We start from the raw sequence: 14,368 nt of genomic DNA on the forward strand, positions 1-14,368 counted from the left end.
GAGCCACTTCCGCCGGGTAGAACTTCCCTTTCAAGTGCCAGTAGTACCACCCGGAGCAACCGATGTGGATGGGACGGCAGAGACCCTGTCCGGCCGTTGAAGCGCTCGACGGATTAGTGAACCTGAGATGATGCATTTTACTGGCGCGCAAGACGTTTGCTTGCCGCTGCTTTTCGCGACGCTCTGCTCGGCGCAACCTCCGACTCTCGACTTCCTTCAACTCACCTTCCCCGCAACGCCGACCGCCGCAAGCAACACTTTGCGACGGGGTTGGTACTGCTCTGAGAACCATGCAGCCCAGCGACAGTTCCCTGGAACGAGCCGTTCGCAAACCCAGCGACGACCAGGGTGATCGGACGAGATGATTTTGGGTGGCGACGGCGTGTGCCAGATCTTGGCTATCCCAGACTGTTGAGGCCGCCGCTGGCGCGGAAACGGTGCGTGGCTTCGCCAGTCATGCTTTGATCTCCGCCGATGCCTTGCCCAGCTTCACTGATGGCTCACGTCCCCACACTCGCAGCTTGCCAAGCTCGACGACGAAGGCAGCAAGGCCCTCGTCTCCCGGTAGCATCCAGACGCCCTCGTCGAGAGCGTCCGCAATACCAGTCTTTTCAAGGAGCGGCAGCGCCGACTGGTGATAGCCGATGAACTTGCAGTGCTGGAAGGCGTCGGCGACGAAGTCACGCGCGGTTGCCTCCTTCACGAGGTCGTCCATGGCGGCGGACGACGTGAGAAGAGCCACAGCGTCAAAGAGGACAGATGGCCCGCCATCGATCATATGGTGGGCCTCTACCCATGTCCCGTCAGAGGCCGTAACACCACCCACCTTCGGCGCGATTAGCTCGAAGACGGCCTTTTCCTTTGTAATTGCTGCCGCAAGGCCATTCAGAAGCTGTGCGTCCACGCCATCGGTCACGAGTATGCCGAGTTTTCGTCCTTCAAAGCGTTTCGGCCCACGCTCGACGATGCTGAGGGCCGGCGAAGGGTGGAGGTCCTGGCGAGTTGGCACCGCTGCATCAGCCGGCTTCGGCATCGACTGGAAACCGAGCTTGTGGGCGACGGTGGAGGCGAGGGTCTCATCTATGTTCAGAAGGTGCGAAACTATCCGTTCGCGGATGGCTGATGTTTGGACCTTGGCGAGTTCAAAGGTAAACGCGGCCGCGATGTGGCGCTGTTCCGCTGATGTCTGGCTGATGTAGAACTGCCGGGCCTGACTGTAATGATCGGCAAAGCTTTCCGGGCGCAGCCGCGCCTTCGTACCCTGCTCTTCAGCGGGGAAATGGCGATACCCTTTGACGGCCGACTCCCGAGGTCCCTCGCCGAAGGAGTTCGGCTGATAGTTGACCCGGCCAACCGGATTACGCATCGCCATGTGCCCGTCCTGCTGGAAATGTGCGAAAGGGCACTTCGGCGCATTGATCGGCAGGTGCGTGAAGTTCGGCCCGCCAAGCCGCTTCAACTGTGTATCTAGGTAGGAGAAGTTGCGGCCCTGCAGCAGCGGATCGTTGCTGAAATCGATGCCCGGCGGGACGTTCTGGGTCATGAATGCCACCTGCTCGGTCTCTGCAAAGAAGTTGTCAGGCATACGATCGAGCACCAGGCGACCGACCGGCTGCGGGGGTAGGATTTCCTCCGGAATAATTTTTGTCGGGTCGAGCACATCGAAGTCGAAGCTATCGGCAAAGTCCTGGTCGAAGAGCTGGACCTGCAGTTCCCATTCCGGAAAGTTGCCGGACTGTATCGACTGCCAGAGATCCCGGCGATGGAAGTCCGGATCGGCGCCGTTGATCTTGACCGCTTCGTTCCAGGCGACTGACTGCAGGCCAAGCTTTGGTTTCCAGTGGAATTTGACGAAGGTCGACTCTTCCTTGGCGTTGACCAGGCGGAAGGTATGGACGCCAAAGCCCTCCATGAATCGGAAGGAGCGCGGGATGGTGCGATCCGACATGATCCACATGATCATGTTCATGCTCTCCGGCGTCAGGCTGATGAAATCCCAGAAATTGTCATGGGCGGTCTGTGCCTGTGGGAACGCTCTGTCGGGCTCCTGCTTGGCAGCATGGATGAGATCGGGAAACTTGATTGCATCCTGGATGAAGAACACCGGGATATTGTTCCCCACCAGATCCCAGTTACCCTCCTGGGTGTACAGCTTCACCGCGAAGCCCCTAACGTCTCGGGCGAGATCTGCAGATCCTTTGTTGCCCGCGACAGTCGAGAAACGGACAAAGGCAGGTGTCCTCTCACCTGGCCGTTGGAAGAGATCCGCCTTGGTGTACGCCGCGAGCGATTGATGCGTTTCGAAGAATCCGTGCGCGCCGTACCCCCGAGCATGGACGACCCGCTCGGGAATCCTTTCGTGGTCGAAGTGGAAGATCTTCTCGCGGAAATGGAAGTCGTCGACTACGATGGGACCGCGCGCACCAATGCGAAGCGAGTTCTGGTCATCGGCAACTGGCCCGCCTTGGGCGGTTGTGAGAATCGGCTGTCCGGCTTCCGCGAACTGATGGAGCTCGCTGCCTTCGCCGCGGTGGAGCTTTTGATCGTGAATGGTGACGGTGTTGGACTGTGTGGCTCTAGGTTTCTTGGCCATATCTTGGCTCCCTTGGGATGTCGCACGAGGTCGAAATAGGAAAAGGCCGCCCGAAGGACCGGCCTTCCTGGGCGGCTTGCCTCTGTTCAGGCGGCTTTCTTGCCCTTGGGATTCGCTGACGCCTGTGCGAGTTGGGTAAGCTTCTTGTCGGTGGCTTCCTCTTCGGCAAGGGTTGCCTGAAGAAGCGGGACCGCTTCGTTGCGGCCGAGCTGTTTGGCCCAGGCGATCAGGGTGCCATAGCGCGCAATCTCGCAGTGCTCGACCGCCTGAGCAGCCGAAATCAAGCCGGCCTCCAGCGCGATCGAGCCCTTGTATTCCTCCATGATATCTTCGCCTTCGGCGAGGATGCCCTGGATCGCTTCGCAGGTCTTGCCACGAGCTGGCTTGCCGATTAACTCGAACACGAGGCGCTCAATCTGTCCCTGTGTTTCGTCGCGATGCTGCAGGAAACCTCCCTTGCCTTCTTCGGACTGTGCCGCCCGAGCCATCTTGGGAAGGGCCTTCAGGATCTGCTTTTCAGCGAAATAGATGTCCTTGAGAGTATCAAGGAAAAGGTCGTTGAGGGTCTTTTCGGCAGCCATGGTGTCCTCCCTATGGCATTTGCGGGCACGAAACTCCGCGTGATGGTGGATGTTCCCGTGCAAGAAATGATGGACGTCCGTTTCCAGGACGTCGTCTCAACCCACAAAGGAGAGAAAGCCGGTCGGCATTACTGCCAGACAGTCCTATGCAGAGAGCACGGGTCGACCGGGTCGCAGGCACAACTGCCACCCAGCGCCGTTGTTCCATCGATTTCGGCCTTTTCGACAGCTTTTCGGCTCCGACAAGATTTAGGTAGGGTTGTCTCTGCCGAAAATGGATGCGGCAGGGCGGCTCAAGGCGCCTCACTGGGCACTGTAAACTTATCGGCGTCGGGTCAAGGTAGGGCAGGAGGTCTGTGATCAAGCGGCCTGCAGATGGGCGATCTCGCTCCACATCTGCATCGCGGCCCCTCGCAGCTCGCGGTAATGGGGAGATGGGATCTCGTGGCGGGGAATTTGGAAGAGGTTGGCGATTGGATCATGGATCGAGACGAAGCGCTGAAGCTGTCTGGCTGACTTGAACCGCTTCATGATCCTCTCGCGTCGTCGAATAGGCTGATGAGAATTCTCCGCCCGATTGTTCAAGCCCTTGTGCGAACGATGCTCGACGCCGTGCATGATCTCCCGCTTCGCCGCACCATAGGACCGAAGCTTGTCGGTGATCATAACGCGCGGGGCAGAAGCTTGGCCTTTCAGAAGCTTGCGCATCAAACGCTTGGCAGCCCTGGCATCACGGCGGCTTTGGACCAGAACGTCGAGGACGAAGCCATGTTGATCGACGGCGCGCCACAACCAGTGTTTCTTTCCCCCAATGGTGATGACGACCTCGTCGAGGTACCATTTGTCACCGAGCCTGCCGGCTGAACGCTTCCGGATATTATTGGCAAAGTGCCTGCCGAATTTCTCCGCCCACAATCTCACGGTCTGATGAGAGACCATGATGCCTCGAGCTGCCAGCATATCCTCGACCATTCGTAGGCTGAGCGGAAACCGGAAAGAGCGATACCCCATCGGCAGCGTTGCGAAAATTTCGACACACGGGAAAGGCCTTCTGCTTTCTTGCCATGTCGGAGCTTAACGCGCAGGGAACGGCGAAATCGACGCCGAAGATTATAGACGCAGCCCTTGAGGGTCTGTGGGAGTATATCGCCACCCAGGGTGAGTTCGGGGATATCGCAATCGCATTGGTCGGCACAGGTCGGGGTCGAGTGGCGCTGTCTCGAAAGAAAATCGCGGAAAGGATCGCGCAGTCCTTCGCGGACGCCTCTCGTGAGAAGGTGTTCTCCAACAAACTCACGATCGTCATCTATCCCGGTGACGCCGAACGCTTCGCCGTCAATCTGTTCGAGATCCGCGACTATCTCTCACAGAGCCTCCACATCTGATCGACCTCGGCGAACCCCAGCCGCTGCGGAACAGCGTGGGCATGTTGCGAAGGAAGTTCGGCGTCTCCTAGTAGGCCAGCGCTACCGTGGATCGGCAGGCCATTCCATTCGAGGTCTGGCCGGATCGCCACGTAGATGTCAATCGATCCCGACAGCCGTCATGTTCCTACTCCCTGCCTCCCATAGGTCCGATTATCTTTTTACCAGGTCTTCCACCACTTCGGGACCGAGAGCCTTTCCGAGGGCTTTGATGCCCTTTTCCGGCAGCCTCGCGATGCCCTTGCCGATAGCCTCTTTCCACGCATCCCCTCGATCCCATGCTTCTTCCCACGCAATAGCGATTGCATCGCTCTGCCGCGTCTCCACGAGGCCTTCGAAGAGCAAGGCGGCCTGCGTCAGGTCTTTGTCCGCTTTCACGCGTCCAAGCGTGTCTGTGAGCCTTCTGGACGACACGATCAGCTTGTGGACGGCATACCGCTCGGGGGCGGGGACTAGCACGTTCACGCCTTCGCGGTGGAGAAGCACCGTGCGGATAGGTTCATAGATCAGGTAATCGAGGAACCTCAGGTTTTCCGCCGACGCACCGCCGAGGGCAGGCATGGGCGACGGCTTGCCCGTGTATTCGTCCGATCCCCGGTTTCCCGTCAGGAATTCCACCCGGTAGCCCTTGGCGTTCTGGAAGGCGACCACCTTGGCTTTGTCCGCCTGGTGCGGAACTGCTCGGAATTCGGGATCGACCGACTGGAGGACTTCCAACACCGGAGGCAGGCTGTCTTCGACCCCGGCCGAGATCGCGAAGTCTTGCGCGAAATCCGCGTCGCCCGTTTGCATTGCCGACGAGGGCAATCGGACCCCTAGCATCCCTGCGTAGGTACTGAATGCCACCGACCCGATTAGGACAGCACGCAGCCGGAACAATCCGGCATCAGCGAGGGCTTTCGTGACGTCGCCCGCAAATGCATCGGGACCGGGAAGGCCAGCACGGCGCAGCGTACTCACCATGCGCCTCCGCTCCCGGATGTTGTCCTTGATCTCCTTGTGGGCCTTTACCCGCGCCGTGATCGCTTCGTCGCTGTGTGGGCCGACATAGCTTCGCTTGTCCTTTCCCTCGGGAGTAGGGAGATCGAAATACCAGTAATCGCGGTCCTTCACGGTGACGGTTACGAACCATCCCTCCATGGGGAAGTCTGCCGCGAATTGCGCGTCGAGAGTACGCTGCGCCAGCTCCGCGAACATCGTTCGGTAGCTGATGTCGATCTCTTTCATCATTGGCATTTCTTCCTTCTGGAGTGCGGCGGCTCTCTCGGCGACAAACTCGGCCCACGCCTTGTCCATGCGCTCTTGCCTTCTTCTGACGAAATCGTCTCCGCTCATCTAATACCCGCTGTTATAAGTGTTTGCCAAAACCTTATAACTCCCACCTCTGATGTCAACGTTATAAGTTTCTGCCAAAACCTTATAACAGAGCCCGACCTGATACTTCAGGGCTATGACAAACAAAAAAACCCTGGAAAACCGGGGTTGGGAAGTTGCACGCGTCTCAGTCAGTTCGGTGGCTGTTAGGCCTTCTCATCGGCCTGCACGGCGATGTCACGTTGTTCGCTTAATCCCCGACAAGGCGTTTGCCGATGAACTTACGCAGTTGCGCCGGTCACGGCTTTCCAATGCGCTATTGCGCGGATGCGATGAATGTGAGTGGCGAGGGCTGAGCGTTTCTGGTGCGACGGGACGAAAAGATTTCTGATTGCTGAAAAGACCGAGATGAAGCGTTGCAAGCCGCCGACGGATCGGAAGCACTGCATCATTCTTTCTCGTTCTCGTAGTGGTAGATGAGAATTCTCCGCGCGATTGTTCAGGCCCTTGTGGGATCGATGTTCGACGCCGGGCATGACATCGCGCCTTGCCGCTCCGTATGAGCGCAGTTTGTCGCTGACGATGCGCTTCGGCGACAGGCCTTGCTTCTTCAGCAGCCTGACCAGCGATCGCTTGGCAGCCTTGGTATCGCGGCGGGCCTGGACGATCTCGTCGAGAACGTAGCCGTCCTGGTCAACCGCGTGCCAAAGCCAATGTTTCCGGCCGCCGATGGACATCACCACCTCGTCCAAATGCCAGATATCCTTTTGCGACGGCTTCTTTCTGCGCAACTGCTTGGCATAAGCCGCCCCAAATTTACGGCCCCATCGCCGGATCGTTTCGTACGATACGACAATGCCACGCTCCAACAGCATTTCCTCGACCAACCGCAGGCTCAAGGAAACCGGAAGTACAGCCACATCGCATGGGCGATGATCTGCGGTGGAAAGCGGTGGTTCTTGTAACTGATCGTCGTCGAGCTCATCCTCGCCCAATTATCCCTCAACCGTTAAGCTGCAGACAACGTGACATCGCCGGACAATGCATTGGACTGGCGATGCGGTATGTTTGCGTCAAAAGCGAATACTACGTTGAACGTGATTGCATCTCTGATGCCTGCGCCTGTTTTGGCCCTGCGTCCAGCGGGTCACTCGTTTGCAAGCACTGTCTTTCCCGATGCAAATTGGCGATCATAGAACATCCGAACCGAAAGAACGACGCCGGCGATCAGGACAACAACGCCGACGACTTCGATCGGCGTTGGCCAGCGCGCATGCACGACAAGTCCGCCGATCACGCCGAAGGCAGTCTCGGAGACGATCAATTGCGCGGCCAAGGCAACCGGCAGGGTCCTTGACGCAATATTCCAGGCCCAGACGCCGCCTACGGTGGCCAGCAGCGCGAGAGATACGCCCCAGACATAGAGGTTTCCGGCAGCGCTCCAGCCGAATCCCAATGTCGGAAGGCGGAAGAGGTCCATCGTAGCACCGATGGGATAGAAGGCCAGCATCAGGACGCCGCCGCCGACCAGTATCAGCGCCGACCACACACCGGAGGGCATGTCCGGCCGGGCGGCGAGCGCTGCCTGATTGGCAAGCGCGAACCAGACCCAAAGTCCCACGGCAGCAAGAGCCAGTGGCACGCCAATCCACAACGATTGCACAGAGTCCAGTCCATCGGCCGTGAATGCCGTGCCATTGACGAGAACGAGGCCAACCGGCACCAGCGCCAGAGGCACCATGAGGGATCGCCATGGCAATGATGCCTGACGCTGATTGCCAGCCACCATCAATACGATCGGTACCAGACCGAGAAAGGCCGGAGCGATGACCGGGCCGGCAAAGACTGCCGCTCCGGTCACCGTCAGGAAGTAGCCGACATAGCCGACGAAGGCGAGCCAGATGGCTTGCAGGCAGTTCCGAAGCGTGATGTGGCGTATGACACCCTTCTCGGAAAACAGAATGTAAAGCCCGACGAGCGCCGAGACGATGTGACGGATGAGGGCAAAATCAAAGGTGGAATAGTCACCGATGATGAAGGGCACGACGAAGTTGAGCGAAAAGGCAAAGGCCGCGAAGAGAGCGGCCGACACGCCAACATAGAAAAGTCTGTCCATAGTGTTCACCCTTTTGAAGTTGCGTCACCGAGCCCTGGCCTCCGCGGCACCGACTGTGCCGTTTGGCAATGAAGTGAAATGCTTGATCGAATGGGGAAAATTTACCGGCCACGCGCCCTGGTCGGTAGCCGGCGAAAATGAGAACCACCCTCTCGATGGTCATCACCTGGGTCGTGACCCGGTGCTGCATCGCGGGGTCGCGATGCGTGTGCAACGCTTCGAAGTGGTGATCGCGGCATCATCGGGATTGGATTCACGCGGACGGGCGTGCCGCCTGTTCAGCAGAGCCGATTTCCCTTATCCTCGACATCGGGGATTCCAGTCGGCGGGGTGTCATGGATCGGCTTGATGCAATGCGGGTTCTGCTTGCGGTGGTTGACTCCGGCAGCTTGTCGGCGGGCAGTCGGAAGCTGAATGCGCCGCTGCCGAGTGTCAGCCGCAAGGTCGCCGATCTCGAGCGCTATCTCGGCGCAAACCTCATTATCCGGACAAGCCGCAACCTGCAGCTCACCGATGCCGGCCGCGACTATGTGGAGGCGGCGCGCAAGATTATCGCCGACGTGGAGGAGGTCGAACGCAGAGCGTCGGGCGAGTATCAGACGCCGCGGGGACTGCTGACCATCACGATGCCGATCGAGTTTGGCCACCGCTACGTCCTACCGATCGCACTCGACTTCATGAACAGGCATCCGGAAGTGACATTGAACATTCTCTCCATCGATCGTACCGTTCATCTGGTCAACGAGCAGGTCGATGTCGCGATCCGGCTTGGCGAACTGGTCGACAGTTCGCTCTATGCCGTCAAGGCCGGCGAATTCCGTCTGTTGACCTGCGCAAGCCCAGCCTATCTGGAACGGCGTGGCACCCCCCAGCATCCCAGCGAGCTCGCCGGCCACGACGGAATCATGTTCCACAACCGGTCGTTCTTCTGGAATTTCGAGATCGACGGGGCGCCGTTCGAGGTGATGCCGCGGAACCGGATCGAGGTCACCACGGCGGCCAACTGCGTCGTCGCCGCGCGACATGGTGCCGGGATCGCCCGCCTCTTCGACTATCAGGTTCCGGAGGAAATGGCCTCGGGCGCGCTGGTGCAGATCCTAAAGGACTACGATGGCGATCCCAAGCCGATCCACATCGTCTATTCCCGTCAGGGCCTGCTTGCGCTCAAGGTGCGCACTTTCATCGATTGGGTCCTGCCCCGACTTCGCGCGGCTTGCGGCAACTATGGCGATGTGCCGTCAGCGGAATGAAGCGCGCACTTCCTCGACCGTCCGATCCAGGTCATGGAGGTGCGGATAGTGCCCGATGCCCGGGAGAACCGAGAATTCGGCCCCGATCCGTTCGGCTAGTTCTGCCCCCATGGCCTTGTTGATGTAGAGGTCCTTCTCACCCCAGACCACCTTTACCGGCGTCTTGAGCCTGTCCAGGTTGGCCTCGAAATAATCCTGGTCCCGGGTGAAATGCGCGTAGTAGCTCGCGAAGGCATCTGCTGTTGTCAGCGCGCCATGGGACCAGCCACCCGCCATGTCCTTCCTGAACTGCGCGGAGACCTCGAACTGCGCCTCCTTCGCCAGACCTCTCCTGAATGTGTCCTCCAGAATCTCGGCACTGTTGTTGTTGAAGTATTCGCGAGCCTGAGCCGCCGATTGCTTCACCTTCAGCTTCAGCAGGCTGTCATACATGTAGTCCGGCCGGTCGAAGGGCGCAAAGTCGCCAACGATGATTGCCCGTGCAATGTCGGGCTTCTCCAGGGCCAGCAACAGGGCCGGAAGGGCGCCGATATCTGTGGCATAGATCGTTAGCCTGGATCGGTCGATGCGAGCCTTCTCGATATAGCCGTCGAGGACGCGTGCGTAATCGATCGGCGCATAGGAGAAGCGGTCCGTCGCCGGCCGCGATGAAAACCCATAGCCGGGCCAATCGAAAGCGTGGACCTCGTAATCGTCGGCAAGCGCCAGGGATGCTTCCTTCCAGGCATATATGGTTTCCGGGAAGCCATGCAGGAAGAGCACGGTCCCCTTTGGGTCGGGACTATGCACGACCATCCTTCTCAGCGTGATATCGTTGTCGATCTGGATAAAGCTGATATTCGCCAGCGGTTGCTGCGAGCGGCCGTCGGCGTGGGTCACGGTCGCGATGGAGGAAACGATCGCGGTGGTGGCAAACAGCGTTCTAAGGGTACCCATTGTCATGTCGGCTGCTCCACATTCGGCTTGTTAACGGACGACGCGGTCGACCTGCGCCTGAAGGCGAGGGCCGATCAGCAGGATGGCGGGGATGACGATGAGGTAGCCGATGCTCCACGAGCGTAGCCATGTCAGGACGAAGCCGCTCCAGAATCCCAGATTGAGCGCGAGCAGCGCGAAAGAGATCAGTCCCGTGGTTAGGATACCCATCGAAAGGGCGAAGGCGATCTTGCGTTTGAGATGCGTGTTCACGTCGGTCTCCTGGCTGGATGGGAGATCGTAGCTACCTCTTGAGGCCACGATCTCGGGTTAGTGCTGCGAAGATCGCGCAATTCCCGCGCCGGCGGTAGCGAGTCAAGCCGAGAGGCAGCCTCTTGAATTTGGCAAGTTCCCAAAGGCAGGGAACGCGTTAGACCGACCGCGAAAGGACGAACCGTCATGTCGCGAACACGCCCCAGAGCTCTCATCATCCATGCATCCTGTGCGATTGGCCTGGTCTACGCCGATCGCCTGGCGCGCCGCGGATACGATCTTGTGCTGCTCACACACCATCGCGAGCGCTCGGCCGCGCTTGCGCGTGATCTTCGACGCGAAACCGGGGCAGCGATCGACGTCAGCGTCAACGATCTGACGAGGGAGCGCGGCTTACAAGATGTCGAGGCCGCGCTCGCCGGGGTTGACCTCATTGTCAACAATCTCGAACTGCCGTCGGCTGGATTGCTTGCTCATGGTCATACGCCGGGTCTCGATCGGCTGCTCGATGTCAATATCAAGGCTTATGCCCGGCTGGCGGCGGCGGCAGCCGCAAGCATGGCTGGGCGGCGCCAGGGCGCGCTTCATCTCGGTCTTTTCAGCAATCAGAAATCTTTTCGTCCCGTCGCACCAGAAACGCTCAGCCCTCGCCACTCGCATTCATCGCATCCGCACAATAGCGCATTGGAAAGCCGTGACCGGCGCAACTGCGTAAGTTCATCGGCAAACGCCTTGTCGGGGATTAAGCGAACAACGTGACATCGCCCTACCGGATGAACTGGACGTGCTTTGCAGAGAAGCTGCGACAGACGGCTTTCATTCATGGACAGGCTCGTCAGAGAATGGCGACCAGGCGGACCGGATGGCCAGAGAGAAGGAGAATATGGCCTCCGACATTCGTTCATCATGCTCGTCCCTGCTCTTCACCCGGGAACATCAGTTCATCAAAGCCGAATTTTGCGATGTCGTAGAACGGACTTTTGCAGCAGCCGCAATGACGCACGCCTTTTGTGCGCCGCCTTGGCGGTGGCCCCGGACCGACACCGGAAGGTCGTAACCTCGGTATTTTCACTTGTCCGGCATCCGACCGTTGTCATCATTGTCAATGAGGACAATTCTAATGATTGTTCACCCGATACATTAATTTGGGATGGGTAAAACATCCCCAGACACACATCTGGAGGCGGTAGAATATGAATCACACCAGTGCAAACAGAGCTTGCAAGCACTTCGCCAAGGCCGTGGCGCTCGGGTTGGCAGTGGCAGCAATACTTGCCACCGGAGCTGAAGCCGGCGGAGCCAGAAATGGCAATCCGGTGGTTCGCGCGGTGTACCTCGTCAAGTCCGGCTCAGGCAGTCAGGTGCGATACAACAAGAATCCAGGCAAGAAAGTCATCATCAACGTTTCTGCTTCTGAATATATCAAAAGCAATCCCTATGTCTGTACGCCGAGCGGGTTTGGCCAGAAGGCGCGCTGCTACGTGCGTGGCCTGTCGCTCTAGAGCGAATTCCTCCGCTACGTTGGGGCATCATCAAAGAGCTGTTGGACGGGTGTCCGACAGCTCTTTTCATGTACAGCACAGCGGCCTATTGATTGCGGATACCTTTGATCTTTTCCGACGCCAGGTCCTCGGGGACAAGCTTCGAAATCTCATCATTGTCCTGGGCTTCGGAATGCTTGAACACATACCAGCCGCCGGTCGGCTCTTTGCGCTGGTAGATCGTCTGGCCATCTGTCATGTGCAGGAAACATGTGGTGCCGCCCGTTGGGCCGGACTTAACGTGCCAATCAGCCTCGAAGCACAGCTTTCCCGAGTTGGCCACGGTCCAATGGCCATCAGCCCAGGACGCGCGATCGCCCGAACCCGACCATCCCTTAAAGACCCGGCCTTTATCCTGCATGTAGGCTGCGCCATCGCACCACTTCCAGCTCTTGTCGCGGTAAAGCTCGTGAAGCTCCACCGCCGTCATTGGCCGGACATTTTCCGGCAGACGCAGACTCAGACGCTCTTGGCCAGTTTCCGGCGTGCCGCATGCAAGGTCCTCAGCCATCGCATTTGATGAGGTCAACATCGCACCTACCAAGGCAGCCATGATCGGTGCGCAGTTCTTGCCGAGGCGCGATGCAAAATATGGGGAGACGCTATTCTTCATCATCATGATTTCACCTTCTACGTTAAACTATTCATCGATTGATGCGGAGAGGCTGGGACAGGTAGACTTACAAGAGCTCCCGAGCGAACTCAGGAAACCCACACCGGCGTCTCGTTCTTAGCGGCCGCTGGCTTTGATCCGTGCGACAGCCGTGCTCACCCGGTCACCATTGACCAGCTTGCGCACCTCATCGTCTTTCCGAACGGGATTGTTCCGGAAGACATACCATTTCCCGCCGATTGACGGCTTCTGGTAAATCACGCCATTTGTTTCGCGGTGCAGAAAACAGGTGACCGCTTGCGTCCCGGCTCTGTAGTCGTTGGAGAACCAACTCGCACGCATGCATAGCTCACCGTCGTCGGTCGCGCGCCAAGTCCCTTCCGCATAGGACCAATGGGTACCGTTGCGGACTTGAGCTGCAAACTTATTGCGGCTTGCTGGGAGCAGCCAAACTTTGGTTTTCTCGGCAGAGAAATATCCTCCTCCACTAGTCCACTTCCACGTGCGCCCGGCGTAGAGCTTTTCAAGTGCATTGGCTTTCATCGGGCTCGCCTTCACAGCAAGCCGGGCAATCGGATCCTCAGCCTTGGGCCTGGGGGCTGCGCTCGCATTGCCTACCAGCAAGAGAGCGAACATGACTGCGCTCGCGATGGTGAAACACTTCCGTATCATTTTTCTTTCCTGTCGATCGAGTGGTTTCAGCAAACTGCCCTGGGCGGAACTGCACAGAGCAAAGAGAAGAGCGGCTCAGCGTAGCCTGCGAACGCGAACCGCTCTGGTCGTTACGTCGGTCAATCCAGCGGATGGTTTGCGACGCGCCAATCGGGCCGTCCGACGCCTTGCGGCCACGGATAGACTTCGCGATCGTTGAAATAGACAACGGCTGTCAACGCAGGGAATTCGGCGTGCGGCTTGTTGGCTTCCTTCGCCCAGTCTCGTACATAGTTGTCGTTGCCGGCATAACCGAGCTCGGCAATCACGACGGGTTTACCAAAGGCAGCGACACGATCGTATCCCGGCTTTGTGCGCTCGACGAACGTCGTGTCCCGACCCACTACCAACTTGTCGTAGGGCTGGTAGCCAAAGACGGACAATCCGATAACGTCAACATATTCGTTGCCCGGATAGTAAGCTTCCAGACCTTCATCCCCTTGCGGCGACCACATGTATCGAGCATGAGGAAGATCCTTGCGGCAGATATCGACGACGTGTTGATAGGCCTTCACATAGTCTTCCGGCTTCCAGAAGGACCAGCTGAACTGCCCTTCCTTGTCATCCATTTCCTGCGCCCAGCGGATGGTTACAGGGCTCTTCAGCTTGGAGGCTGCCGAACAGACAGCGGACATGTTCGAGTCGTAGCGACCCTCAAGAATCCCGTCCAACAGGTCGTCCGGGCTGACACGCCAGTCACGAGCCCATGACCACGGTTCAACGGTGATCTGCAGGGATCGGCCGCGCTGGCCGGCATAGTCATCTGCGGCGCTTAGGGTTGCCAAATCCACATCTTCCCAGGGAAGGAAGAGGTGCTCAATTTTCGAGTTCGCGTCGTTGGTGTAGTCTCCGTTGGGATCATAGGCACCAGCCGTAACTGAATCCGCGGTGATAACAGGCCGTTTGTCGTGAAAAAGATTGCGACTGTCGACACTGGCACCGGATACGCCACTGGCGGCGTAGACCGCACCGGAAATGATCCCACTCCCGAGCAAGACCGCGCTGAGTTTCAAGAGACCTTTCATAGCTCTCTCCTT

General features: G+C 58.6%; 13 protein-coding genes and 3 pseudogenes. 5 read left to right on the top strand and 11 right to left on the bottom strand.

Features of this window, described 5'->3' with window-relative positions; translation table 11 throughout:
* Positions 1 to 454 precede the first annotated feature (454 nt).
* The 3 genes from katE to LPU83_RS65325 all read right to left on the bottom strand — a co-directional run bounded on the left by katE (position 455) and on the right by LPU83_RS65325 (position 4,185).
* Entirely contained in the window at positions 455 to 2,593 is a 2,139-nt protein-coding gene (gene katE / locus LPU83_RS65315) for a catalase (protein WP_024317168.1), read from the bottom strand.
* Positions 2,594 to 2,679: 86 nt separating this feature from the next.
* On the bottom strand, positions 2,680 to 3,174 hold the full coding sequence (locus tag LPU83_RS65320; RefSeq protein WP_024317167.1) for a YciE/YciF ferroxidase family protein: 495 nt from the start codon (positions 3,172 to 3,174) through the stop codon (positions 2,680 to 2,682).
* Positions 3,175 to 3,534: 360 nt separating this feature from the next.
* Positions 3,535 to 4,185 carry an IS6 family transposase gene (locus LPU83_RS65325; protein WP_037071065.1) on the bottom strand — a complete coding sequence of 217 codons (651 nt, stop codon included), beginning with the start codon at positions 4,183 to 4,185 and terminating at the stop codon, positions 3,535 to 3,537.
* Between the two features lie 53 nt (positions 4,186 to 4,238).
* On the opposite strand from LPU83_RS65325, the gene LPU83_RS65330 reads away from it, so the two are divergent.
* A complete protein-coding gene (locus tag LPU83_RS65330; RefSeq protein WP_051166721.1) occupies positions 4,239 to 4,559 on the top strand; it encodes a macro domain-containing protein in 321 nt (106 codons plus the stop codon).
* Between the two features lie 192 nt (positions 4,560 to 4,751).
* Here LPU83_RS65330 and LPU83_RS65335 read toward each other — a convergent pair whose 3' ends face one another.
* The 3 genes and pseudogenes from LPU83_RS65335 to LPU83_RS65345 all read right to left on the bottom strand — a co-directional run bounded on the left by LPU83_RS65335 (position 4,752) and on the right by LPU83_RS65345 (position 8,028).
* Positions 4,752 to 5,828, bottom strand: a complete 1,077-nt coding sequence (locus LPU83_RS65335; protein ID WP_024317166.1) for a nucleotidyltransferase family protein — start codon at positions 5,826 to 5,828, stop codon at positions 4,752 to 4,754.
* Positions 5,829 to 6,193: 365 nt separating this feature from the next.
* Positions 6,194 to 6,944: pseudogene (locus LPU83_RS65340) on the bottom strand (IS6 family transposase).
* A 115-nt stretch (positions 6,945 to 7,059) separates the two neighbouring features.
* Complete coding sequence (locus LPU83_RS65345; RefSeq protein WP_024317165.1) at positions 7,060 to 8,028, bottom strand: DMT family transporter; 969 nt, start codon at positions 8,026 to 8,028, stop codon at positions 7,060 to 7,062.
* A 335-nt stretch (positions 8,029 to 8,363) separates the two neighbouring features.
* On the opposite strand from LPU83_RS65345, the gene LPU83_RS65350 reads away from it, so the two are divergent.
* On the top strand, positions 8,364 to 9,278 hold the full coding sequence (locus tag LPU83_RS65350) for a LysR family transcriptional regulator (protein WP_024317164.1): 915 nt from the start codon (positions 8,364 to 8,366) through the stop codon (positions 9,276 to 9,278).
* On the opposite strand, the gene LPU83_RS65355 is transcribed toward LPU83_RS65350, so the two are convergent.
* Positions 9,267 to 10,214 (bottom strand): alpha/beta fold hydrolase, encoded by a 948-nt coding sequence (locus LPU83_RS65355; protein WP_374046207.1) that lies wholly within the window; start codon positions 10,212 to 10,214, stop codon positions 9,267 to 9,269. The genes LPU83_RS65350 and LPU83_RS65355 overlap by 12 nt on opposite strands.
* 30 nt (positions 10,215 to 10,244) lie before the next feature.
* Entirely contained in the window at positions 10,245 to 10,466 is a 222-nt protein-coding gene (locus LPU83_RS65360; protein ID WP_024317162.1) for a DUF2798 domain-containing protein, read from the bottom strand.
* Positions 10,467 to 10,652: 186 nt separating this feature from the next.
* Between LPU83_RS65360 and LPU83_RS74685 the strand changes: the two are divergent.
* The 3 genes and pseudogenes from LPU83_RS74685 to LPU83_RS65370 form a co-directional block, all read left to right on the top strand.
* Positions 10,653 to 10,988: pseudogene (locus LPU83_RS74685) on the top strand (SDR family NAD(P)-dependent oxidoreductase); the annotation flags it as partial.
* 46 nt (positions 10,989 to 11,034) lie between these two features.
* Positions 11,035 to 11,181: pseudogene (locus LPU83_RS74690) on the top strand (IS6 family transposase); the annotation flags it as partial.
* A 478-nt stretch (positions 11,182 to 11,659) separates the two neighbouring features.
* Positions 11,660 to 11,968 (top strand): hypothetical protein, encoded by a 309-nt coding sequence (locus LPU83_RS65370; RefSeq protein ID WP_024317160.1) that lies wholly within the window; start codon positions 11,660 to 11,662, stop codon positions 11,966 to 11,968.
* Between the two features lie 85 nt (positions 11,969 to 12,053).
* On the opposite strand, the gene LPU83_RS65375 is transcribed toward LPU83_RS65370, so the two are convergent.
* The 3 genes from LPU83_RS65375 to LPU83_RS65385 form a co-directional block, all read right to left on the bottom strand.
* Positions 12,054 to 12,626 carry a DUF995 domain-containing protein gene (locus LPU83_RS65375; RefSeq protein ID WP_024317159.1) on the bottom strand — a complete coding sequence of 191 codons (573 nt, stop codon included), beginning with the start codon at positions 12,624 to 12,626 and terminating at the stop codon, positions 12,054 to 12,056.
* 111 nt (positions 12,627 to 12,737) lie between these two features.
* On the bottom strand, positions 12,738 to 13,292 hold the full coding sequence (locus LPU83_RS65380) for a DUF995 domain-containing protein (RefSeq protein ID WP_024317158.1): 555 nt from the start codon (positions 13,290 to 13,292) through the stop codon (positions 12,738 to 12,740).
* A gap of 119 nt (positions 13,293 to 13,411) precedes the next feature.
* Positions 13,412 to 14,356 carry a glycoside hydrolase family 26 protein gene (locus LPU83_RS65385; RefSeq protein WP_024317157.1) on the bottom strand — a complete coding sequence of 315 codons (945 nt, stop codon included), beginning with the start codon at positions 14,354 to 14,356 and terminating at the stop codon, positions 13,412 to 13,414.
* Positions 14,357 to 14,368: the final 12 nt, after the last annotated feature.

The organism is Rhizobium favelukesii, from assembly GCF_000577275.2.
GTDB classification, from domain to species: Bacteria; Pseudomonadota; Alphaproteobacteria; order Rhizobiales; family Rhizobiaceae; genus Rhizobium; species Rhizobium favelukesii.

What these genes read in the sequence shown, in the direction of transcription:
- katE (WP_024317168.1), bottom strand. Translation starts at nt 2,593, where the DNA reads ATGGCCAAGAAACCTAGAGCCACACAGTCCAACACCGTCACCATTCAC.
- LPU83_RS65320 (WP_024317167.1), bottom strand. Translation starts at nt 3,174, where the DNA reads ATGGCTGCCGAAAAGACCCTCAACGACCTTTTCCTTGATACTCTCAAG.
- LPU83_RS65325 (WP_037071065.1), bottom strand. Translation starts at nt 4,185, where the DNA reads ATGGGGTATCGCTCTTTCCGGTTTCCGCTCAGCCTACGAATGGTCGAG.
- LPU83_RS65330 (WP_051166721.1), top strand. Translation starts at nt 4,239, where the DNA reads ATGTCGGAGCTTAACGCGCAGGGAACGGCGAAATCGACGCCGAAGATT.
- LPU83_RS65335 (WP_024317166.1), bottom strand. Translation starts at nt 5,828, where the DNA reads ATGATGAAAGAGATCGACATCAGCTACCGAACGATGTTCGCGGAGCTG.
- LPU83_RS65345 (WP_024317165.1), bottom strand. Translation starts at nt 8,028, where the DNA reads ATGGACAGACTTTTCTATGTTGGCGTGTCGGCCGCTCTCTTCGCGGCC.
- LPU83_RS65350 (WP_024317164.1), top strand. Translation starts at nt 8,364, where the DNA reads ATGGATCGGCTTGATGCAATGCGGGTTCTGCTTGCGGTGGTTGACTCC.
- LPU83_RS65355 (WP_374046207.1), bottom strand. Translation starts at nt 10,214, where the DNA reads ATGGGTACCCTTAGAACGCTGTTTGCCACCACCGCGATCGTTTCCTCC.
- LPU83_RS65370 (WP_024317160.1), top strand. Translation starts at nt 11,660, where the DNA reads ATGAATCACACCAGTGCAAACAGAGCTTGCAAGCACTTCGCCAAGGCC.
- LPU83_RS65375 (WP_024317159.1), bottom strand. Translation starts at nt 12,626, where the DNA reads ATGATGATGAAGAATAGCGTCTCCCCATATTTTGCATCGCGCCTCGGC.
- LPU83_RS65380 (WP_024317158.1), bottom strand. Translation starts at nt 13,292, where the DNA reads ATGATACGGAAGTGTTTCACCATCGCGAGCGCAGTCATGTTCGCTCTC.
- LPU83_RS65385 (WP_024317157.1), bottom strand. Translation starts at nt 14,356, where the DNA reads ATGAAAGGTCTCTTGAAACTCAGCGCGGTCTTGCTCGGGAGTGGGATC.